Here is a 22,652-nt window from a genome sequence, read left to right as displayed (position 1 = left end):
TCCGGAGACTTACTGGCGGTGCGGTTAAAGGGTAAGGACAAAAAACGGATATGAAATCAAGCAGAATACCTGAACCAGGTTCAGCAGCAGAAGAATAGGCCGCCATTTTGGCGGCCTATTTGTTTTTGAGTACTTCAAGACTTGAGGCTAAGAAGTAAATTCCCGCAGGTATTTTATTTTAATAGGACAATGGAATAGTTTTGACACAGTCATTATTCATAGTATTGAAGTCCTGAAGTAGAGAAGCCGGCAGTGGCTGATAAATAAATAAAAAAGTTTGACGGGGGTGTACTAACGAAAAAAATACATTTTAAGTAAAGACAGAAAACGGATGGTAAATGTAATCGGGGTTAGGTAAAAAAAGTAAATATGCCATTATGCATAATTCCGGTGCTTGCAGAAATGAGCATAGTGGCTATTGAACTATATCTTTATACTCTGTTAATTTTAATACGTTAAAGAGAAGGGTGACTAATTAGGGATTAATGAACTATATTAACAATAAATGTTATGGAAAATATAAACTATTGTCGAGGATTACCGATAATGCTAAATATAAATCCCAAATTAATGAAAATTTATATTTTTTTATTAAAAATTTTAAATTAAATGAGTTTGGTAATCCAAAATTCCTATCCAGTGGTGATGAAAAAAATGAGCGTACAAGAAATGCTAACCAATCAGGTACAAAGAACCCCTAGAATTAAACCAAGCTATCCGGAAGGCGAACTGGCTCTGGAGGACCCTGCCAAGCCTTCGGGCAAACCGACCTTCTCCTGGCTGACCATTATTATTCCGCCGATCGGGATGATGCTGATTGCAATTTTCATGTCAACCTTGACCAGGTCGTATACGATGTTGATCTCGACGATGAGTATGACGTTTCTAACGGTTATGATCTCGGTGATGAATTACAAATCCAGTGTGAAGAAGCATCTGGAGCAAAATAAAAAGCTGGAGAAGAAATATCTGAATTATTTATTCCAAGTCCGCAATGAGCTGCAAAATGCTGCCAGTACGCAGCGCGAGGCTTACACATACATACATCCGGATATCTCCAGCTGCATTGAAATCGTCCGCGGCAGAAGCAAGCAGCTATGGGAGAGAACGGCAATTGAAGATGATTTCTTGAATATCCGGATCGGAGTGGGGATACAGCCCATTTCACTGGTACCTACATACAGCCCCAGAACCAAAGCAATCGACGATGATAATCCGCTTGAAGAAATCGCTGCCAAAATCTGCGAAGAAATGTATTTCGTAAGAGACATTCCTGTGTACATTCCGCTTAGCAATATTAATACGCTTGGCATATTCGGCAGAAAGCGGGAGGTTCGCGATTTTCTGAATGCAGCTATCGTTCATCTGACTACACATCAGGGCTACGATGACGTAAGAATCGTATGTGTGATGCAGCCTGAGGATCTGGAACACTGGGCATGGCTGAAATGGCTGCCCCATACATGGGACAAAGGCCGGAGATTTAGAAGTCTGGCTACGACCTCTTACGAAGCCTCCAATTTTGCCGATGAACTGCTCCCTGTCCTTAGAAAAAGAGAGGAAAGCGGCCAGAGCGGCTATGGCTTGCAGACGCTGCAGACCCCACATTATGTATTCCTGGTGTTTGCTCCTGAATTGTGGGACAGCACAGAAATGATGAAGGTTTTGCTGTCCAATAATTCTGTGCTTGGCGCGACGAGTATTTTTATCTCTGAGAAGATAGATGTTGCGCTGCCGCTTAACTGCCAGGCCATTCTTGAAATCAGGGACGGTAAAGGAATGGTCCGCAAAGATACGAAGCAGCTATTAAATCATTTAGCAGATCATTTTACAGTTGACTCTCTGGATAAGCAGCATTCAGAGTTTTTTGCCCGTTCGTTATCTCCGCTTAGAATCAAGGAGGGGCAAAATAACAGTTATATTCCGCCAATGGTCACCTTCATGGAGAGCTTTGAGGTAGAGCAGGTGGAGGAGCTGAATGTGCTACAGCGCTGGTCTAAAAATCAGGCCAACCGGACGCTGTCTATTCCCTTGGGACTCGGGGCGGGCGGGAAGTCCCTGCTGTTCGATATGCATGAAAAAAGCTACGGTCCGCATGGACTGGTTGCCGGGACCACCGGTTCAGGGAAGAGTGAGCTGCTACAATCCCTGCTGCTGGGTCTGGCGGTAAATTACCATCCTCATGAGGTTGCTTTTGTCCTGATTGACTACAAGGGCGGGGGAATGGCCAATGCGTTTCAGGGGCTACCCCATCTGGTAGGAACGATCACGAACCTGGGCGGCAACCAGATTAACCGTGCACTCGCATCCATCAAAAGCGAATTGCTGCGCAGACAACGGCTGTTCAGCGATGCCGGTGTAACCAGCATTGATAATTACATCATCCTGTACCGCAACAAGGAGGCCAGTCTTCCGTTGCCGCATCTGATCATAGTGGTGGATGAATTCGCGGAGCTGAAATCGGATCAGCCGGAATTCATGAAAGAGCTGGTCAGTGCGGCGCGGGTAGGAAGAAGCTTGGGTATCCACTTAATACTGGCAACCCAGAAGCCATCCGGAGTAGTCGATGAGCAGATTTGGAGTAACTCGCGTTTCAAGCTATGTCTGAAGGTGCAGACACCATCGGATAGCCAGGAAATGCTGAAACGCCCTGAAGCGGCAGAGATCAAAGAGAAGGGCCGCGGATATTTGCAGGTGGGCAATAATGAGGTCTTCACCCTATTCCAGTCCTCCTGGAGCGGAGCACCGTACGCTGGTGGTGATTCGGCGGGCGATGAAAGACCTCAGATGGATATTGTCACCCTGGGCGGTGAGCGGAGATCCCTGCTGCCGAAGGTGAAGAGTGGTGAAGGGGCTTCGCAACTAAGTGAGCTTCAGGCAGTGGTTAATCACATCGCTGCCCTTTCGGCCGAGCACTCCATCCGGGAGGCCTTCCAGTTGTGGCTTCCTCCGCTTCCGGAGACTCTCTTGCTTACGGAAGTGCTGGAGCCGCAGCAAATCTGGAATGGAATCCACTGGCAGCAGCCAACGGATAATCTGACGGCAACCGTTGGGCGGGTAGATAACCCTGCGGATCAGGATCAATACAATCTGGACATTAATTTTAACCTGAATGGACATTTGCTTGTGTACGGGGCGCCGAGCAGCGGCAAAACCATGCTTTTGAAGACCATTATTATGTCGCTTGCCCTGAAATATGATCCTGAATACGTGCATTTTTACATATTGGATTTCGGTACACGGACACTGGGTGTCTTTCATGAGCTGCCTCATCTGGGCGATATTATTTATCCTGAGGAGGAACAGAAGCTTGCTAAACTGATCAGCTGGCTGTTGTCCCAATTGGATGAACGCAAACGTAAATTCTCGCAGCTTGGCATTAGTAATCTGGTGTCTTACTGTGCAGCAACTGGTGAAAAGGTTCCATACATTGTTATTCTCCTTGATAACTACACCGGATTTGCGGAAGCGTACGATGACCATGTATTAGATCTGGCGAAGCTGGTGCGCGAAGGCGGAAACTACGGGATTTATTTTGTATTTGCAGCCAATGCAGTCAGCTCCTATCCTTACCGGATCAGTCAGAATGTCAAGCAGGCTCTGGTGTTCCAAATGTCTGACAGGCTGGATTACAGCAGCATTTTGGGCCGAACGGACGGGATGGAGCCAACGAGTACTGTGGGACGCGGGCTGCTCAAAGATAACCGGATTCTGGAATTCCATACTGCACTTCCGGGGGAAGGCAGCTCAGATGATCAGGTTGCAGCCTCACTTCGCAGGATTAGTGCAGAGATGAAGGCTGTGGCCGGAGAGATTGAACCGGTAGGTATTGCCGTAATTCCGGACAAGCTTTCGCTGGAAGAGCTTCTGGAGTGCGCCTCCAAGGCGCAACCGGAGGATGGAGAATATCTTGTACCGGTAGGGTTGGATTGGAATACCACACTTCCGGCAGTGATCAATATCAAGCATGTCAGTAACTTTGTTGTATCGTACACCGGCTTGCAGCAGGTGGATTTCAGGTTCAACTCATTAGTGCAAACTTTTCATGATTCGGCAGACCAGGTCACTAAGGAATTCTATCTGCTCGACAGCGGTGTGGCCAACTTGGCGGGCCTGAGGGCCAACCCTGTTCTTACCCGTTATATGGACACGGCTGAAGCGTTCCTGGAACTTACACAATCACTCATTGAACAGCTGCAGCTGCGAAAAAATGATGCCCGGCAGGCCTCTGCCGATTCTCCGGAGCCTGGGGCATTTGACGAAGCTGGTTATATTCTGTCCAAATACCCGCTTCTCGTAATTCTGATGCCGCATTTCAAATCAGCCTTTGATCTGATGGACAATGAATCCCTGGATCACCTAGAGCGGATTGCGAGATTTGGCGGCAGGCTGGGTGTGCTCCTGATGGTCGGCAGCAATGCTGTTGAGCTGAGTAAAATGCAATTAACCACTGAACTTGCGGGTGAACTGATTAACAGTGGAAATGCGCTGTTGTCGGGCGGAGCACCAAGTGATCACACGTGCTATGCTGCCGTGATGGAACACCTTGATTACGACGAGCTTAACAGGGGAATGGACGCCAGTGAGGCGATGCTGCTTACAGAAGGAGTAATCCGGCGGCTCAAAATGATAACAGAACTTTAGATAAGCAGGTGAAGGAAGCAATGAAACCAGTTCGTGAAGTGTTTGAATTGCATGCTCTGGAAATTATCTATCTGACGGCATTAACGGGAGGAAACAGCTTTCCGGGACTGGATACGGATCTCAAGGCGGAGTCTGAGCGCAGTCTGCGCGCCCTTATGGATGCACAGATGAGATCGCTTGAAAGGAAAGGGTATCTGGAGACTGATTTTATGGGGAACGCGCAGGTGAAGGAAGGGCTTCATGAATTTATCCGTATCGCCTCAGGCAGTACGGCATATCTGTGTCAGATTATACAAAAGCATCAGCAGACGCTTAAGGTCTACTATTTCTTCCGGGACGGCACCTGGTTTGAGCTTGAACATCAGCCGGATGGCAGCAGCTATAAAGTGCAGGAAATTTATGCGTGGCATGAGCTGGTGTTCCAGGTAGTGAACAGAACCCCGTTAGTGCAAGGTCTGGGTAACTCAGAACAATTCCTTGCTGCAGATAAAGAGTCTGACCTGGAAAAATGGGTGGAACAAATGCTGTTGGCCGGTGCATCAGTACTCTCTCTGGCGGAAATCCAATGCACTGAGGAGAAGGTACAAGTACAACGTGAACTGAATTTGCTGATACATGAAGATCATATGTCGCTGCTGCAACGCGGGACAGAAGAACGAGTCATGAGAACTCCAGTTCATTTTGCAGCAGCGGTAGAGGGATTAATAGCTTGGCTGCAAGAGACACATCGCTCAGAGGAGGCCGTATATGTCGACAGCATTAACAACATTTCAGTTTAAAGGCAAAGGAGAGAAGGAACTCGATCTGGAGGTGTCGCTCTTCCTTACGGCGGGGGAATGTGTGGAGCTTCTGAAGCAGGCAAACTGGCTCCCCGATGATTGGGAATTTAAATGTGAGGTCAGCAGTACCGGAGAGGGATGGTCGGAGCTTGGACTGCAGGTGCTTCTGGCAGATGTAATTCAAGGAGACGGGTCAATTATCCGGATATTACCTTACTAAGCGGGTGAATTACCCGAGGAGGTTTCTTATGAAAAGCGTACATTTAGTTTGCTCACCTGAACTCATTATGCTTCTGTCAAGGGCGCTGGAGCATGAGGGCTACGTTATTTCAGGTAAGCACTCCACCTTACATAGCTTTATCAGCGGGTTCAGCAGTAAAGAGGTCGATCCTTCCTCAATCGTAATCATGGAGGGCGGAGCGGGTCTGGGTACACCGGTTAAGGCTGCTGATATTACCGGATTCATGACACTGATCCGCAAGTATCTCAAGCATACAAGACTGATTGTACAGCTGGACCCTGCGCTGCGTACAGATATTGAGTTCATCCGGTCTATGGTAAATATGAACATTCATGATCTGCAGTTCACCACCGAATTCCAGGGCGATGATCTGCTGAACTGGATTAAGGAAAAGAAAACAACAAGGGATTACTACCATATCCTAGGAAAGAAGAAGGGGCTTTTCTCCTTTAGAGGCCAATCGGCAGCAACTACCTCTGCTCCGGTAAGGGAAGAGCTTCCGCCCGCTCCCGTAAGAGCGGTCCAGTCGCTTACCCGCCCGCAGCCCGCAGCCGCTCCGCAAGCTCCGGCAGGTAACACCGGGAGGGCTGCCAATGCTGCGCGTCCAGCCACAGCGGCTACTGCAACAAGGTCAAGGCCTCCGGCAAGAACAGAGTCTCCGGCACCTTCCGTAACAGGAACGCTGGAAAGCCTGGAGCAATCCCTACCGTCTGAGGAGCAAACTGCGCCTGTAACGGGTCAGAGAATACTGGGCAGCAATGTTCCCCTCGTTATTGGGGTGTGCGGCGTTGGCGGGGAAGAGGATGTAGGTGCAGCTGCTTTTCTGGTTGCGGCAGGACTGGCTGAATTGGGCTGGAAGCCACTGGTCTGCGGAGATGACCGGCCGGAAATCGGCTCACTTGAACAGATTGTATTTAAAGGTGAGAAGGAAGACTCCGTGTCCACTATGTTTGAATATGAAGGCGTTACTTTTTACCGCCGCGGATATTCCTGGGATATGTCCGAGCTTCTGGCCAGCGGCTTCACACATATCATTCTTTGGCTCGATATTCACCGTGAACGGAAGGGGACTGGCGGGCTGGAGCTGTGGTGGAACTCACAAATTCCAATGATGATAGGCAACGGGGCTATGTGGAAATATGAACTGCTGAAAGAGAAGCTGAATACCCTGAACCCGTTTGAACGCAAACGATGCAGACTGCTGCTGGAGAACGGGCATCAGGAAGTGCTGCAAGTGCTAAAGAAGGATTTCCCGGAAATTGAAGCAACATTGATGCCGGCGCATCAGGACCCGCTCTATCCGGATAAAGCGGCTGTCGCATGGGTTATGAAGCTGTTGACCGTCCAGAAGAAGCTTATCCGTAAGCAAACGCTGTTCTGGATCATCGCAGGAACGGTATTATTTGTGACTTTGCTGTTAATAGGTATCGGTTTCTCATTTGTTTCGGAGAGCCGTTAATTCATAACTAGGAGGCTGCTATGAATTCAGGTTTGGTTAGAAGTATGGCTTTTAATTGCCATCAGCTGCTTGCTCCTGCCCAGGAATGCAGCGACAAGATGAGTACTGCGATCGGAGGCGTATCTGATTACTGGGTAGATATGGGCGGTGAGGAGTTTAAGCAGCATTGCACAGAATGGATTAAGAAAATGAATCAGTTCAAGGCCGCCATTGTCCAGATTGAATCAGAAATGATGAGTTATGCAACTGAATTACAGCGGACAGAAGAGGCGGAGGCTGCAAGAGTGAAGGAAGCACAGCGGCAAGCCAGTGAAAAGGCTGCGGCTGAAGCAGCAGCTGCAGCTGCAGCGAAAAAGACAGGGAAAATCAAATAGGGATGGAAATGAGGTCATGAAGTGGCAGTACGCAAGCGGAAAAAAATGTTGAGATACACGATAATTTCAGGTTGTCTTGTTGCCGTCGCAACATCCGGGGTATGGTTCGCAACCTACCGTCACTACAATGCCAGGCTAATTGATGAGCGGGCCGCTTATGAAGCACAGCTGGCGGACAAGGATGATGTCCTGCAGCGGTATATGGACCAGTCCCAGACAGCCTATGTTCTCGTCTCCGCCAAGCTTGCCGGTGAGGCAATTACCGCAGAGGATGTAATGGCAGAGAAGCTTCCCAAATTCTCTTCTCCGGACAATCTGATCGGCGATTCCAAGGGAATCGTCGGCAAATACCTGAAGATCAATGCCATGCCGGGGACAGCGGTAACTACTGAGATGGTGCGTGATGAGGCGAGACTTGAGCCTTCGGAACGTAAGGAAGAGACAGAGTATATCAAGCTTCCGCTGCGGCTGACCAAACGGGATGTTGTCGATATCCGAATCGTATTTCCTAACGGTGAGGATTACATAGTTGTTGGAAAGAAATCGCTCGAGGATGTTGACCTGGGGAATCAGTATACATTCTTCAACGATAGTGAAGAAGAAGCGCAGCTGCTTCAGGCAGCCTTAGTGGATGCCTATATTAACAATGCTGAGCTGTATATGAAGCAGTATGTGGAGCCTGAGCTTCAGCCGGAGCCAGTAGTGAATTATGTGCCTAACCTGGATGTATTGAAAGTCATTAAAAGCAATCCCTTTATTATTGATCAGGCCAAGTGGAGCCTGGCTGAGGATCTGCGTAAAGAGCTGGAGAAACGGCTTGAAGCCCTTGAAGATGAAGATAACATACGTGTCGGGGCCGACGCCCCTAGCGGCAGCGGTGTAATTAAGCGGAAATCGGAGCAGGGAGCTGCAGCCGCTGAGGCTGCCCAAGTGGACAACAGCCAATCGGTTAACGGAATCATTGACCAGAGTAATCAGGCACCTGTGGATTCCAGCGCAGACCAGAGTTCGGCGGGCGGGATGAATACAGAAGCTACAGGCGAAGACAGTCTGCTGGAAGGAGAGTGACAGATTTGAATATTGTTGTCGCCGGAGATTGTGAGAAACATGATTTCATCCTGGTAGCCGCTATTCTGTTAAAAGGCTATTACAACAATGACGTCATGATCATTTCGGACAACCACAGGCATTATCAATATTTCGATGGAGAAGTATCCGGTATACAGATACGGGATGCTGAGCCGGATGTGGCTGACAGACCGGATATTGTCCTGTATGACTGGCATCATGGTTATCCGGAAGGACTGGAGGATGAGCAGATTGTGTTTGCAACCAGCTACGAGCGCCAGGCTATGGAACATGTGGATAAATTGCTGGATCAAAAGCATATGCCTGCTCTTCTGGTTGTTATCGAAGAGGAATGCGGGCTTGGACTGAAATATGTGGACCGGTATTACCCGGTAATCACCTCCAAGATTAGTTATATTACCAGCGCAGAGCGGAGAATTGACTGGGTTCATGATGGACGGGTGAATCTTAAGGTGGATAAGGATTTTGCCGTGGCTGTAAATGATTTTTTAATTGAAATCGGCAATGTGCCTAAGAATGACATCAAGAAATTATGGCAGTATGCGAGGAAACGGGGGGAGTAAAGGTGCTGGTAGCGTTTTGGGGGCCTGCCCGAGGGCAGGGGAGAACAACTTCAAATATGGCCGTTGTGGCGGCAACGATTGCACTGGATCATCATATCCGGGTGCTGATGACGCACACGCATTTGAAGCAAGGGGTGCTTGAACATGTATTCTCTCAGACAAGGGCGGCTGCTCAGGCGGCGACTTCCGGGGGGATGGATGCCATTGAGCGGCTGGTGCAGTGCGGGATGCTTACCCCCGAGGGGATAAGAGATCATGCGGAATCTATTCTTAAAGACCGCCTGGAGCTGTTAAGCGGATCTTTGAATACAGAGAAGCACACGGCCAAGCTTTTACTTCCGCATATTTTCAAAGATTACAGAAGATTTTATGATCTTCTGTTTGTGGACCTCTCGGCCGAAGATGACCCGGAGGTGGTATCACTGGTTATGGAGCAGGCGGATTTGATTGTTGTGAACCTGAGTCAAAATCAGGTGAGCCTGAACACCTACTTTGAGACAAGCGGAAGATCGCCTGTGCCGGGCGACAAGCAAGTGCTCTATTGCCTGGGTGCCTACGAGCGCAGCTCAAGGATGAATAAGGAAAGAATTATTAAACAATACCGGCTGAAAAAATCTGCTGTCGGCATAGTTCCTTATCATACCGGGTTCATGGATGCACAGAATGAGCGCCGGACTGTGCCGTTCCTGCTGAAAGCTAGGGAGGTCCGGACCCGTTTTCTGGAATTTAGTGAAGACGGAACTTTCACTGCTGCAGTGCGGGGGATGGGCCAGCTTATTCTTCAGACGCTGGAAATATCCGCCTTGCCGGAATTGGAAGCTGCAAATGATTAATCTTATCCTGATATTTATAGTCCTGATTATTATTGGAGTATTCCTGTTCTTATGGCTGGGCAGACGTAAAAACTCGGCTCCGCCATCCGTGCAGCTGAAATACGATATGAATGAAATCGTGCTGTTTCTGAGACGTGCGTTCGAGGAGATTATCGCCTCTTCCCTCTATGAAGGCAGTCCGAGCGAAGAAGAATATAACCGCCGCAAAGCACGGCGCAGAGAATTGCAGAAGGCACTTAGAAGCTGCATGCATGGTGATTTATCCGCCAAGAAATACGTCAAGCTGTACATGAAGGATCTGCTGGTGCAGACCTATGGTCTGGATGAAGGAAATGTGGACAAGATCATCAGCTTCGGCCATGCGGGCCGTCTGACTTCACAGGATTGCTTCGATATCCTGCTCCATGTCTTCAAGAAAGATCACGGGCAGGATGCCTTTAATGTAATGGTAAGCAAATATAGTCTGGATACTCTGCAAAGACTGCCTGACGGTTCCCGGGGATACAAGATTACAGAAGAGCAGATCCGCCACATCTATCAATCGGAGCATCCGGGATTGTCCATGCAGGACAAGATTGAAATTATTGTACAACGGGCCTATCAAATTTATAAAGGTCTTGGGGTCATTGATGAGCTGCGGGATCAGAATATCGACGGTGTGAATGGCGGAACAAGCGGGATGCCTCCGGATGTCGTGCAAACCACTGATTTTCTGGAATATACCAAACAGCAGCATTTCATTCCGCAATCCTATGATGCGGTATGGACGTTTTACCGGGGGAAATCGCTTCATCTGGAATTCTTGAGCTTCGGTTCCGAGAAGGAGCTGAAGCGGGTCTGCCAGAACATTTACGGCTTCGGCAATCCAGGCCAGCTGAATGAATCCAAGGGTTATATCATCAACGATATGGCTGACGGTAGCCGTGTCGTGGTGGTGAGGCCCAAAATGGCAGAGAGCTGGGCGTTCTTTGTCCGCAAATTCAATGATTCACTGGTAGAACTGGACCAGCAGATCAAAGATCAGGGTGCGCCGCTTGCTATTCATATGCTGGTCTACCTCATCCTTGGTCATCAAGTAACTGCAATTACAGGAAGACAGGGATCGGGTAAAACAACGCTGCTCAAAGCGCTAATCAAATATATTGATGCGAAGAATATCCGGATTCAGGAGACCTCTTTTGAAATTTGGGCGAGAAAAATGTATCCGGGTAAAAATATCCTTTCTTTTCGGGAAACGCCCTCGGTCAGCGGTCAGGACGGGCTGGATGTACAAAAGAAAACAGATGGTGCGGTTAACATTGTCGGCGAAGCCGCCACTCACAGTGTGGTCAGTTATGTCATTCAGGCAGCCCAGGTGGCCTCTGAGTATACCTTGTTTACCCATCACGGCAAAACACTGGCGAATCTCGTCAGTGCACTCCGCAACAGCCTGATTGCCTCGGGAGCATTCAGCAATGAAAAAATTGCCGAGGTGCAGGTGGTTGAGGCGCTGGGCTTCAACGTCCATCTGGTGCTCAGAGCCGGCAAACGTTATATTGAGCGGATTACAGAGATTATTCCGGCCGACCCTCAGTTCGAATATCCCCGGAGTTACGCGGAGCGCGCTGAAATTACGGACAAGCTGGATGCTTTTATGGATACCATGACTGAATATTTCGGGCGGATGACTGACAGGCGTTCTTATGATTACAAGGATATCATTGTCTGGGAAGCCGGAGAATACGTGGTCAAGCATCCAATCAGCAGCCGGAAAATTGATGAAATGCGCAAAAACATGGATGAGGATGATGCGGCGGAGTTCACTGCATTTATTGATAAGTACTGGGGGCAATCTGCATGAGTCTGCAAAATATAGTGCTGATTGTTCTCGTTACATCCGTCATCCTGCTGGCTCTCCTGCTTGTCCTGCTCAGCATTGTGCAGCGTAAGCTGAAGGGCACGCAATATCAGGAGCAAAGGCGCCTCAAGGCACTGCTGCCTACACGTACCAAGGACAAAAGATGGCTGGAACAAGCTCATAAGGCCTATCCGGTACTTGATGAACTTCCGGTCATCAAAAAACTGCTCCACCGGATGCGGTCCCGCCTCACCTTAATTCATGCCGGAAATGAAATTATGATCAGAAGCCGTGCAGCTGCACTGACTCTAATGATCGTTGCCTGTATTCTGCTGATCTCGCTGCTGTCCTTTCTCTGGACCTCTTCCTGGGTCAGCCGTGCAACCATTATGCTGGTTTCCATTTATCTGGGAGGAATTCTAAGCGACCTCTTCATAGGCCGTCTGGCCAAGCAGATGCTGTATGACCAGTCTTCCATGATTCTGGATATCCGCCATGAATATCATCAGACACATATGGTGCAGGTCAGCCTGGAGAATTCTGCAGAGCGTTCCAAGCCTATGGTGGCTATGCATGCCAGACAGATTGCCGGCATTCTTGCAGCGGTGGACCCGGAAGATGAGCTGCAGCGGTATTATGAGGTTGCACCTAACCGGTATATGAAGCAATTGGCCGGAGTGAGCTACAAGATAGGTGAATATGGCGATGCGGATATTCATAAGGGCGAGCGCTCTATCTATCTGTCCATGCTTGGCAATATCAGAGAAGAGATCCATATGGATATCAACCGCCGTGAGCGGATTGACCGGTTGTTGTACGGGATTGTCTTTGTAGCGGTGTCACCGGTATTCATGCTGGACCCGATCCGTAAATGGGCAGAGAGCATGTTCCCGATTGTGACTAATTACTATAATTCCGCTTGGGGATTGTATTCACTGATTCTGCTGTACATTACGTTTATTGTATCGTTCGTTGCCTTGCGGATTCTGAAGGGTGTTGATGAGGATACGCAGGCTATTAAGGATGAAGGCAAGTGGTTAAACCGGCTATTGAAGAACAAGTGGGTCTACAGAGTAACGGACCGGATTACTCCGGAAGAGCATGAACCCGTCCACTTTAAGGTAGCGGGTGTTCTGAAGGATGCCAACTCCGGCCTCTCCCATCATGCCTACTACTTACAGAAGACCCTGGCTGCAGTGGGCATATTCCTGCTCGTAGTGATTATTCAGTTCTCTATCCATGTGAATATCAGACATAACCTCCTCCATCCCAATGTACTGATTACGACGGGCGGGAATCAGACGGAATCCCAGAAGATGCTCAGTGAGGAACGGTATGCCTTCGAGCAGTCGCTGATTGGAGAACTGGTAGCGAGAGATATTACACCGGATCAGATGCTGCTATATATTCAGGAGCAGGCCGAGCATAAGCCGTTTCTTCAGTCCAGCCTGGACCAGAATGCCTATGCACAGCAGCTGATGAACAGAGTGGAGCAGTACCACCGGGAATATTACAAATGGTATGAGCTGCTGCTGGCATTCGGGCTGGCTGCGGCAGGCTTCTTCCTCCCGGATGCTTACCTGATTATCCGCACCCAGCTGCGGAAATGGGAAATGCAGAATGAGGTGGACGGCTTCAATACGCTGTCGATGATGCTGTCGCAATTTCCGAATATCAGCGTGTATGAAATTATAGAGTGGCTGCACCGTTACAGTTATATCTTTGAGCGGCAGCTGCTGCGCTGCATGCTGGATTATGAAGCGGGAGGCTGGGATGCCATTGAGAAGCTGAAGGAGGATGCGCGTTTTGTTCCCCTGGAACGGCTGGCTGACCGCCTGCAGGTTGCTGCTGATCTGATTCCGGTAAAAAAAGCATTCGATGATATGGATGCCGAAAGAGCGTTCGCGATGGATCAGCGCAAGGAGCACTACGAGAAGGTAATCAGCAGGAAAAGTACACTGGGCAAAATGTTCGGGTTCTTGCCGATGCAGGCAACGTTCACCTTATATTTACTGCTTCCCTTCGTCTATATGGCCTTCCAGCAGCTGGGCGACCTGACTGTTGTGACCGGCAAAATGTGAAGGAGCTACAGGCATGGAGAATATAGCAAGCTTTTTGAAAACAACCATATCCATTCTGATCACGCTGGCCATTATATCCTCCGGCCTGTTCCTGTGGGGGAAAACACAGCCTGTAGTTGAGCTTGCGAACAGCCAGGCAGCAGCACAGGCGAGGGCGTTGTCGGAGCAGCAATATTCCGCCTTCGATAATCAGCTGGTCAGCGGCTCACAGATTCTTACAGCTTACCGCCGCTATGAGTCACAGCCGGGCTTCTGCCTCTACGTTCAAAGACCTTATGTCTACGGGCAAGAGGCGTACAGGGAATTCAGTATGAATCCGAGTGATGAAGGCTCCTGCCGTAATTTTGATTATTCAAGCGGGGAATTCAAAGAAGGGACGGGTTACAGTCGGACCGATGAGGATATTTCGGACGCATCCGGCCACTATTACATCAGCCCCCAATCCAGGTACAGGGCTAAGCTGATCAAAGACAAGAACGAGCGGATTGCGGCTATTTATTTTCAGGCACAGTAGTGTTGTTGGACTGACAGTATATAGAAGCAACCTTTCAATATAAAGTGAGGAGGAGAACTTCATGGAAAATATTTCAACGGGTCTAAAATGGGTCATCGGCATTATCGTTACCATTCTAATCATCGCCGCAGGTGTAAGTATTTACCTGATCATTAACAACTACTTCATCCGCGCCCAGGAGCAGACACTGGCTCAGACCCAGATGATTAATCAGGCGGAATTTAACAGCTATGACAACAAGGATGTGTCCGGCCAGGATGTAATCAATGCGGCGATGCGGTACAAGGGGCGTCCGCAGTTTGCGATTAAGATCATTACCGGGGAAAATACTACAGGGTTTTATGCAGAGAATACATATGGGAAGAACTATACTCAGCCTACTGATATAAATAAGCCTATTGTTGATTTGACGAAAACTGAAAATTCCGATGCAGGCATCGGTGTTTCAGAAATGCTGGATCAGACCAAGATACCATCCTCCTACGGAGATAAAAATCATTTGGTAAATACGCTATCCGTCTTTAAAGCTGTTGTTTACAGGGACAGTAATCAGGAAGTGCGTTTAATTGTGTTTACGCAGAAATAAATATTCAGGAAGGAGTTATTGAAGATGGAGAATATTTCAACGGGTCTGAAATGGGTTATCGGTATTATTGTTACCATCTTAATTGTTGCTGCAGGGGTAAGTATTTATCTGATTATTAACAATTACTTTATCCGTGCCCAGGAGCAGACACTGGCCCAGACCCAAATGATCAATCAGGCGGAATTCAATATGTATGATAACAAGGATGTGTCCGGTCAGGATGTGATTAATGCTGCTATGCGGTATAAGGGAAGACCTCAATTTTCCATTCTGATTAAGACAGGCGTCAATAAGAAAGGTTTCTATGCCCGGAATACATACACAACTTATTATGTGCCAGCGAAAGCGGCTGTCGAAGGAACAGCGGCTACAGAGCTTAATCTTTCAGATATAAACGATGATGCTGACAATTATTCCGTATCCCAAATGCTCGATCAAAGTGTAAATGCGGCTAATGATTATAACTGCAATATTAATACGCTCTCTATCTTTACAGCCACATTGCATAGGGATAAAAACGGTGAGGTCCGGATTATTGAGTTTAATCAAGACCCTGTGAAGTAATGAAAACCGCCACCCAATTCCTGCTAACCCTATTCGCCTGGATCATGTTCGTAATTGGCGGCTTTACGTTTCTGCGCCTGGAAGCTGACAGCACTGTTCAGGCCAGTCGGCCGGAGCAGCCTACAGTTGCATTAGCCCCCTATACAGGGACTGGTGATTTGAAGAAAGTCTCAGGAGAGCAGCTAATTGGTATGATTCCTCAGGCACTCGAAGGGGATTACATTTTAGTGATAGACGGCATTGTATTTAATGAAGAAACAGACCTTGATGCAGTGGATCTGCGGGGTGTGCCTGGTGTTGCTTATGAGCTAAGGGTTACGCGGACTAATGAGATGGTTACGGAAATCTCTGCTGCCCGCTGAGAAAGGAGGAGCCGCATGGCAGATGCGCTAAAAGGTGTAATTATCGTGATTCTGCTGGCATTTGTGTTTGGAGTCTACCCGGCCTTCCGCCAATCAGAGGTAGTAGAGAGGAATACGAAGCTTGCAGCGAATGCGGCTATGGTGGAGTTCGTAGATACGGTTCGTGCCAAAGGGTATGTGGATGTCGGAGATTATGAGAGGTTTCTTCATACGCTGGATGCTTCATATGCAGTATTCGATGTTCAAATGGAATATTACAAAAAGAACCTGGAGCCTCTATACACCAATCCTGATGATTATTCGACCTTTCAGAACAGCTTCAGTGTCAGGTATGACGGATATTTTAATAAGGATATATTGGGAGTCCTGTATCCTGGATCAGCAGCTTCGCTTGCTGCAGATGCTCCCGGCAGAAGGTTCACCATGCATGTCGGTGATCTGTTCAATGTCCGGGTGGAATCCGCAGGGACGACACTGGCTTCGCGGATGCGGTCCATGTTATTCCATAGTGAGCTGATTCCGCTCAATTTGAAGTACGGGGGAATGGTGCGAAGTGAAGCCCCTTAGTGTAGTGCTTGTTTTTCTGATTATAGTAATACCGCTAGTGCTTATTAATGATACTAGAGAAGACCTCCGGGTCTTTAATGAAGACCAGTACAAACGTTATTCCGATGATTTTCAGGCCGCAGTGGATGATGCCGGAGACTATCTGTCCCGGCTGGAAATGCAGCCGACGATAACAGCAGTCCATTATGGCCGGGAACGCCAGCTGAAGCTGGATCAGGATGTGCTGAGTGTGTTCTACAGTAACCTGGCGCTGAAATTCGGACTGGAGAATAATAGGACTGAATTGAACAATCTGAAAATGCATATGCCGGCACTTGTGATGTTCGGTTATAGCGGATATACGCTGGTTACGCTCGATGATACAGCCAGTAATGGAGGAGAGAAGGAGCTTAAGCCTGTCAGCTGGCCGGAACGGCCCTACTACTATAAGCTTCAGAATGGTAACTTGCTCTATTTCACTTTGGACGATAATGCACGGGTATACGACACTGGGACCAATGAATTCTATGAAGGAGAGTATGCGGAGCTGGCTGCAGAGACGAGTCTCGCACCTATCAACTCACTTGAGCTATTCCGTGAGATCCGCCAGAGCACGATCACTTCACTGGTCGAACAGGATCTGGCCACGGCCATTAACAGGCACCTGGAGCTGGTGAAGCGGATGGGCTTGTCCATCCAGTTCACACTGCCGCGCGGTCTTCAGGAGCAGTCGATACAGGATGTGGGGATGATGGCTTTTATACAAGGCTATCCGCTTCCCGGCGGGGAGCTGCTGGATGCTTATTCCCTCGGCAGCGGCGCGGTCATGCGGCGCAAAGTGCTGATCGGAACCCGGAATGCAGCAGGCCGGCGTACAGCCTACGGTGAAAGCTGCTTGCCTGCCGGAGCAAATGTGATTGAGAGCCTGTTCGATCCCGAGGAGGCTGCGAGGAAAGGGTATTTTGTGGAGGATTGTGCGGTTAGGTGAAATCAAATGAATGAGTTCAATCCAATAGAGGAGGGACAGGATGAAAAAAATAATACTTAACAGCCTATTAATTGTTTCTATGGTATGCACAAGTTTGTTGGTGCAGAGTCGTCCAGTGCTAGCAGCAGAGCAGACTGTTACGTTTACGGACATTAAAGGGCACTGGGCTAAAGCGGCTATCGATACGGCGGTGAAAAATGGCTACTTCAAAGGTTATGCTGACGGCACATTCAAACCGAATGGATCAGTAACCCGGGCAGAGTTCGCGGCATTGTTGGCAAGGGCGTCGAAGGTACAGCCTGAGACAGCACAACCGGGAAATTTCCCGGATCTGGCAGGGCATTGGAGTGAGACTGAAGTGAACCGGGCAGTTGCACTGGGATACATTAATATCAGTGATTATCCGAACGGGTTCAAGCCAAGCACGCCTATTACACGGATGGAAATTGCCAAATGGATGGCATCCGGACTTGCGGCAGCCGATCCAGAGTATAAGGAGGCCTTGCGGGACACGGTTACAACGGTGCTTCCGGTAAAAGAGTATTTTAAACCGGGAGTCTCACAGTCCCAAGCTCCGTATATTGCGGTTTCGCTGGGGACCAAGCTGATGAGCGGCTATCCGGACGGATCCTTTGGATTAACTCAAAAAGCGACACGAGCGGAAGCATCCGCTATCCTGCTGCGTTTGAATGAGGTCGGTCAGCAGCCGGCAGCCAGTTTCGTGGGATTAAATGAGCTGCGGGAAGTGGGAACCAAGCGGACGAATATGGAGAGCATCAGTCCGTTTACGACGGGTAAATCTTCCTTTAATGATGCTGCTGAGAAAACATTCACATTCAAAAATAAAAGCTGTATTGTCAAATTAAATCATTTCATTTTTGTGAATGCACAGGATCCCAAAAATCCTAAAGGGATTTATGCACCTTTGTTTTTCGATGAAAGTGAAATAATAGCTGAACAAGATAAACCTGGAGTATATAGGGCGTATGTTGAAGTTACTATTTATCCGTTGAAAAGTCCATTCTCCATAGGTGATTATTACAGTGATCATGATAGTGGTTTATTTACAGGAAATAGAACAAGGACTGATAATCTTAAAAATAAATATGGATATAATACTTTACCCTATGATGAACCTCAGCAATTCTTTGCAAACTATATGGACGGAAAAGGGGTTACTTTATGGCAGGTGCAATTCATAGAAGTTGGGCAAAGTAAAAAGGGTTTGACGATGGATGACGGATACTGGCTCTATTATAAACCGAAAGAGGAATAGGTGAGGCGGTATGAAAAAGTGGGGCGTAGGTTTACTCCTTCTAGCTTTAATACTTGCTCTATTTCCAGTTCCGTCTTATGCAACAGGATTTAATCAGGGATACCCGGAGGGGGTCCTAGACATTGATGTAACTCCGCAAGGTCTGGCACCCATGCAGACTGTGAAAGTAAAAGTAAGAGGTGAGAAAGAGGCACGTCCCAAAGTCGTATGGGTGCAATCAGATGGTCCCGAATGGACAGCAACTTATACAGGCGGGCCAAAAACAACTTTAACGAATGGATCTGGAGACTCTGCGGTTCCGAAGAAAGAACGTACCGATTTTATTTTGGATATGAGAGATTATGCCCCTGAATCCATGAAAGACCAAAGAGAAAATGCATTCCCCATATCTGAAATCAAAAATCTGGAAATATCAGATATGGCATGGAAAGCAGTTGGGGCCACTTATACGCCAGCTGTGGCTGGCGGAAATCCGGAGTTTCAGGCAGGTACAATGACAGCTAACATCAAGGTCTATACGGGCTATCCGTTAAATTATAATCTAAAAACAAAATTTGGTACTAGAGCGGATGGGGCGAATAAATATACAGCAGAATACTATATTCCAATGGATGTAAAATACGAAGGATATGTAGTTGAAAAGAAACAAATGCGTGTACTCCAAAATGCTACTCTTCAAGTTAATGATTCGAAAAATCTGCAGGCTCAGGTGCGGACAATGGCTACTGATATGACCGATTTCTCCAACAATTGGAACGATGTGACATCGGCGACAACGAATACGATCTGGAGCTCAGATAATTCAGCAGTAGCTACTGTAGACCAGTATGGGAAAGTAGTGGCCCATGCAGAAGGAACTGCACATATCACAGCCAAGTGGAACAAATATCCATATTCCCTATATGGAACTGCTACCATAACCGTAGGCGGGGGAGAAGGCTCCGGCTCAGGCGAATGCACCTACACCATTCAACCTCCGAACAAGATTGCGGCTCCGCAAGCATCATTTATGGACCCGGCAGCGAGCGGGGTCATTCTGGGTGATGATGCAGCGAATGGGATACATTTTGATGCACCGACCGGAATTCCTACCTCAGATCATTTATACGCCAATGCGTGGGGAAAGAATTATTTGTTTGAACATACCTTTGCCAATATGGCAGGGCAGATACGCTATTCCTGCAGTGTGGATGTTACCTATCCTACTAAATGGGAGGAAGCGCAGCCGGATCTTCCGGGAGAGGATGGTGGAGATCCGATCCCCCAAGATCCAATTCCCAAAGATTCATCCTTTGACAAAACCTATACCTTTGAACTGACGCCTAGAGAATATGCGTACTGGCAGATCGATCAGTTATCTGTCTATCAAATCGACCGGGCACTGATGGAGAACTATGCACTGCCGGATGGTTCAGTCACACTTTACCCTAATAACTATAATCCTCCAGCGCTTGAACTTGCCAATAGCACAGTGGTGGAAGAGCATGTTGTTCCCCAAGAGACAGGAACCCTATCGTTTACGCCGGAGGTGGTTGATGGTGGGGACCATGAACCTGGCCCGGACGATGTTGATGATTCAGCGGAGCTTAAGAGTCTTGCAGAATCGCAAACGAACGATCCAAAGGTGCAGAATGACCGGCTGGTATTCAACGGACAGATAATTATGGATGACACTGTCTCTACAAAGACCGGGCCCGTTCCGGGAAGGATTGCCGATCCGCAGGATACCGGAGGCGATGTACTTTATCAAGGCCAGTTGATGATTAACCGGAGTCTGCTCAACCGGGCAAATGCGGCCAGTTCTGGCTCAATATATTACACGATGCTGCCGGAGAATGTGGAGGGACAGGGGGACCAGTCGTATCCAATCAATGGAATTAACTCCATCACCGTACACACACCCGTCGTCAACTATTCGCTTCTCCCGGATGATAACCGTCCTTACGACCAGCGGATGGACCCGGATTACGATCGGACGGTGCTGATTCTGGACCGGCCCTTTACTGTTCATTTCACAGAGAGCGGGCAGCACCTGAACATTCCCGGCTACGGCAACCGGGATTATGGCAAGTACACGCAGAACAAACGCATCCAGTTTCCGTTCGGTGTGTTCCAAGAGGGGCAGTATTACCCGGAAAACACCTGGATCAACATCCCTGTCGGGACACCGTACATGAACTTTACCATGCCTACTTGGGTTAACGAAGGGGACTATACCATTCATACACAATCCTGGGCAATTAATGCACCTTCAGACGGGGCGGAGTTGTGTCAGGTTAATCTGAACGGTAATCTGGCGAATTACTGCGCAGCAGAGAGCTTCAATGTCGGTGTGGTCGGGCGGCTGTTCGATTTTCGGATCTGGGATATCGGAGATTTCCGGTTTGAAAAAGTATTCCGCACGGGAACGGGCAATTTGGACCATAGCAGCGCAATGTATTATACGGGCGGGAACGATGAGAATGGTGCACCAACGGCTTTAAGCGGACAAAGACAGTGGCATCTCCCTATCCGCAAAGGTTCACATCCCACGGAGCAAATAACGGTTCCGCATAACGGCTACTCGTTTCTGTTCGATTTCCGGACCATTGGGAATCTGTGGCAGCCGGGAGAGGGAATTCGCATTGAGCCAAGCTTCTACTTTATTCCGAAAACCGGAGGAAGTGCAGCGCCCGTAGATTTGTATTATGACGTCTCGGGTTCGGGCAATAAGATGATCGGCGTCGGCTCACCGAAGGACAAGTTGAGCTATACCCGCACCTACCGCTTGGCCGATGGCCTGCGGAATATATCAGGCGGTGAGTTATCCACGGCGGCCAGCTATGAGTATAACTATATCCTCGCGGAGGCGGAGCGGGGACAAACTAATTGGCTGAAGTTCTACGAGAAGTATATAAAGCGTAAAACCGAGATTTCCGAAGGCTATAACCTGGAAATTCTGCCTTATACATCCCGTACCTTAGTCGGTCCTACGAATATTCCGAATGGAGTAAACCCCGTTGCCGCAGTACGCAGCGTGCAGCACTGGTACGGGGAATACAACCTGCCGATAGCTCCTTATATCCTGCCCAAGGGGACTAACATTGTGACTTTGGCGAATCATTATGGAGGCGCACTGGACGGCCATGAACAGGAGTTCATTACCGGCGGATATATCCTGGTGAAGTTCGAAATTTATACGGTCAAAAATAGTGATGCCGGCACCCGCATTCTGGGCTACAAAGCGCCTGAAGCCAATATGTGGTCGATTGAGGGCCAGATGACCGCAGACACAGATGAAATGGGGCAGACCTTTTCCTTTACCTCGGGAGATATAATCCTGTTCGAATCGGATTTCTCGGTGCGCAATGACTATCAGGGGCAGGGGAAATGAAGATAATTTAAATTAAGGTAAAAAGTTCTTTTAAAGGAATAAAATATAAAATAATTTACGCGTTTATCCGATAAATAAATTAAGTGAAACCTGAGTTATACTAATGAACTTGAAATTCCTTCAAATTAATAATTGTGTTTTTCAAGTTCATTTTTATATAAAAATATGATTTATAAGGAGCGATTTATAATGGCAGACAAAGTAACAGTAAACTATGATGGTTTGAAAACACTTGCAGAGAATATTATAAAACAAAAAGGAGAATACGATAATTTAATGAAAAAAATTACGACTACAGCTACGACGTTGAACAGTATCTGGGAGGATACTGCCGCAAGAGAGTTTGCGGAAAAGGTGAAAGGAATGGATAAAACTTTTACTGCATTTGGCCAAGCTCTTGAGAATATTGGAATTCATATGAGAAATGTTTCGAACAGTTATGAAACTCTTTCTAAAGAAATTAAAGCTGCTCAGAACAAAAGTTTCTAAATAATTTTCTTTATCCAAATAAACAGCAAGAGTCCCACTACATAAGAATGCAAT

Annotated in this window: 20 protein-coding genes; all 20 read left to right on the top strand. The window is 48.0% G+C overall.

The genetic code is table 11. The features are described 5' to 3' along the window. The first annotated feature begins 485 nt into the window (after nt 1-485). Nucleotides 486-701, top strand: coding sequence for a hypothetical protein (locus tag NYE33_RS33895; protein ID WP_341069723.1), 216 nt, complete (start codon nt 486-488; stop codon nt 699-701). Further along, entirely contained in the window at nt 655-4,644 is a 3,990-nt protein-coding gene (gene essC, locus NYE33_RS33890) for a type VII secretion protein EssC (RefSeq protein ID WP_341069721.1), read from the top strand. The genes NYE33_RS33895 and essC overlap by 47 nt, the downstream gene beginning before the upstream one ends. Nucleotides 4,645-4,664: 20 nt before the next feature. Continuing rightward, nucleotides 4,665-5,423, top strand: a complete 759-nt coding sequence (locus NYE33_RS33885) for a hypothetical protein (RefSeq protein WP_336103511.1) — start codon at nt 4,665-4,667, stop codon at nt 5,421-5,423. Then, nucleotides 5,392-5,643 (top strand): hypothetical protein, encoded by a 252-nt coding sequence (locus NYE33_RS33880; RefSeq protein WP_042134268.1) that lies wholly within the window; start codon nt 5,392-5,394, stop codon nt 5,641-5,643. Before NYE33_RS33885 ends, NYE33_RS33880 begins: the two co-directional genes overlap by 32 nt. 28 nt (nt 5,644-5,671) lie before the next feature. Continuing rightward, entirely contained in the window at nt 5,672-7,123 is a 1,452-nt protein-coding gene (locus NYE33_RS33875) for a hypothetical protein (RefSeq protein ID WP_341069718.1), read from the top strand. 20 nt (nt 7,124-7,143) lie between these two features. Further along, nucleotides 7,144-7,497 (top strand): hypothetical protein, encoded by a 354-nt coding sequence (locus tag NYE33_RS33870; RefSeq protein ID WP_144025951.1) that lies wholly within the window; start codon nt 7,144-7,146, stop codon nt 7,495-7,497. Nucleotides 7,498-7,542: 45 nt separating this feature from the next. Then, nucleotides 7,543-8,565: an SAF domain-containing protein gene (locus NYE33_RS33865; protein WP_341069715.1), complete on the top strand. Its 1,023-nt coding sequence runs from the start codon at nt 7,543-7,545 to the stop codon at nt 8,563-8,565. A gap of 5 nt (nt 8,566-8,570) precedes the next feature. Continuing rightward, complete coding sequence (locus tag NYE33_RS33860; RefSeq protein WP_042134276.1) at nt 8,571-9,149, top strand: hypothetical protein; 579 nt, start codon at nt 8,571-8,573, stop codon at nt 9,147-9,149. A gap of 2 nt (nt 9,150-9,151) precedes the next feature. Further along, on the top strand, nt 9,152-9,982 hold the full coding sequence (locus NYE33_RS33855) for a hypothetical protein (protein ID WP_336103508.1): 831 nt from the start codon (nt 9,152-9,154) through the stop codon (nt 9,980-9,982). After that, complete coding sequence (locus NYE33_RS33850) at nt 9,879-11,822, top strand: pilus assembly protein CpaF (RefSeq protein ID WP_341069712.1); 1,944 nt, start codon at nt 9,879-9,881, stop codon at nt 11,820-11,822. The genes NYE33_RS33855 and NYE33_RS33850 overlap by 104 nt, the downstream gene beginning before the upstream one ends. Continuing rightward, nucleotides 11,819-13,900 (top strand): hypothetical protein, encoded by a 2,082-nt coding sequence (locus NYE33_RS33845; protein ID WP_042134284.1) that lies wholly within the window; start codon nt 11,819-11,821, stop codon nt 13,898-13,900. Before NYE33_RS33850 ends, NYE33_RS33845 begins: the two co-directional genes overlap by 4 nt. Nucleotides 13,901-13,913: 13 nt before the next feature. Beyond that, entirely contained in the window at nt 13,914-14,414 is a 501-nt protein-coding gene (locus NYE33_RS33840; protein WP_341069709.1) for a hypothetical protein, read from the top strand. Between the two features lie 61 nt (nt 14,415-14,475). Next, nucleotides 14,476-15,000, top strand: a complete 525-nt coding sequence (locus tag NYE33_RS33835; RefSeq protein ID WP_042134287.1) for a hypothetical protein — start codon at nt 14,476-14,478, stop codon at nt 14,998-15,000. Nucleotides 15,001-15,024: 24 nt separating this feature from the next. After that, on the top strand, nt 15,025-15,564 hold the full coding sequence (locus NYE33_RS33830; protein ID WP_042134289.1) for a hypothetical protein: 540 nt from the start codon (nt 15,025-15,027) through the stop codon (nt 15,562-15,564). Then, complete coding sequence (locus tag NYE33_RS33825; protein WP_042134291.1) at nt 15,564-15,926, top strand: hypothetical protein; 363 nt, start codon at nt 15,564-15,566, stop codon at nt 15,924-15,926. The genes NYE33_RS33830 and NYE33_RS33825 overlap by 1 nt, the downstream gene beginning before the upstream one ends. A gap of 15 nt (nt 15,927-15,941) precedes the next feature. Beyond that, complete coding sequence (locus tag NYE33_RS33820) at nt 15,942-16,493, top strand: hypothetical protein (protein WP_042134293.1); 552 nt, start codon at nt 15,942-15,944, stop codon at nt 16,491-16,493. Nucleotides 16,494-16,530: 37 nt separating this feature from the next. Continuing rightward, nucleotides 16,531-17,460: a hypothetical protein gene (locus NYE33_RS33815; RefSeq protein WP_341069706.1), complete on the top strand. Its 930-nt coding sequence runs from the start codon at nt 16,531-16,533 to the stop codon at nt 17,458-17,460. A 40-nt stretch (nt 17,461-17,500) separates the two neighbouring features. Continuing rightward, complete coding sequence (locus tag NYE33_RS33810) at nt 17,501-18,736, top strand: S-layer homology domain-containing protein (protein WP_341069703.1); 1,236 nt, start codon at nt 17,501-17,503, stop codon at nt 18,734-18,736. 718 nt (nt 18,737-19,454) lie between these two features. Beyond that, entirely contained in the window at nt 19,455-22,109 is a 2,655-nt protein-coding gene (locus NYE33_RS33805) for a DUF5704 domain-containing protein (protein ID WP_341069700.1), read from the top strand. A 189-nt stretch (nt 22,110-22,298) separates the two neighbouring features. Beyond that, on the top strand, nt 22,299-22,598 hold the full coding sequence (locus tag NYE33_RS33800; protein WP_042134296.1) for a WXG100 family type VII secretion target: 300 nt from the start codon (nt 22,299-22,301) through the stop codon (nt 22,596-22,598). Nucleotides 22,599-22,652 lie beyond the last annotated feature (54 nt).

The sequence above is a fragment of the Paenibacillus sp. FSL R10-2199 genome, assembly GCF_038000235.1.
GTDB classification, from domain to species: Bacteria; Bacillota; Bacilli; order Paenibacillales; family Paenibacillaceae; genus Paenibacillus_AQ; species Paenibacillus_AQ phytohabitans.
Note: the sequence above shows the minus strand (reverse complement) of the source record. Positions and strands in the feature narration are given on the sequence as shown.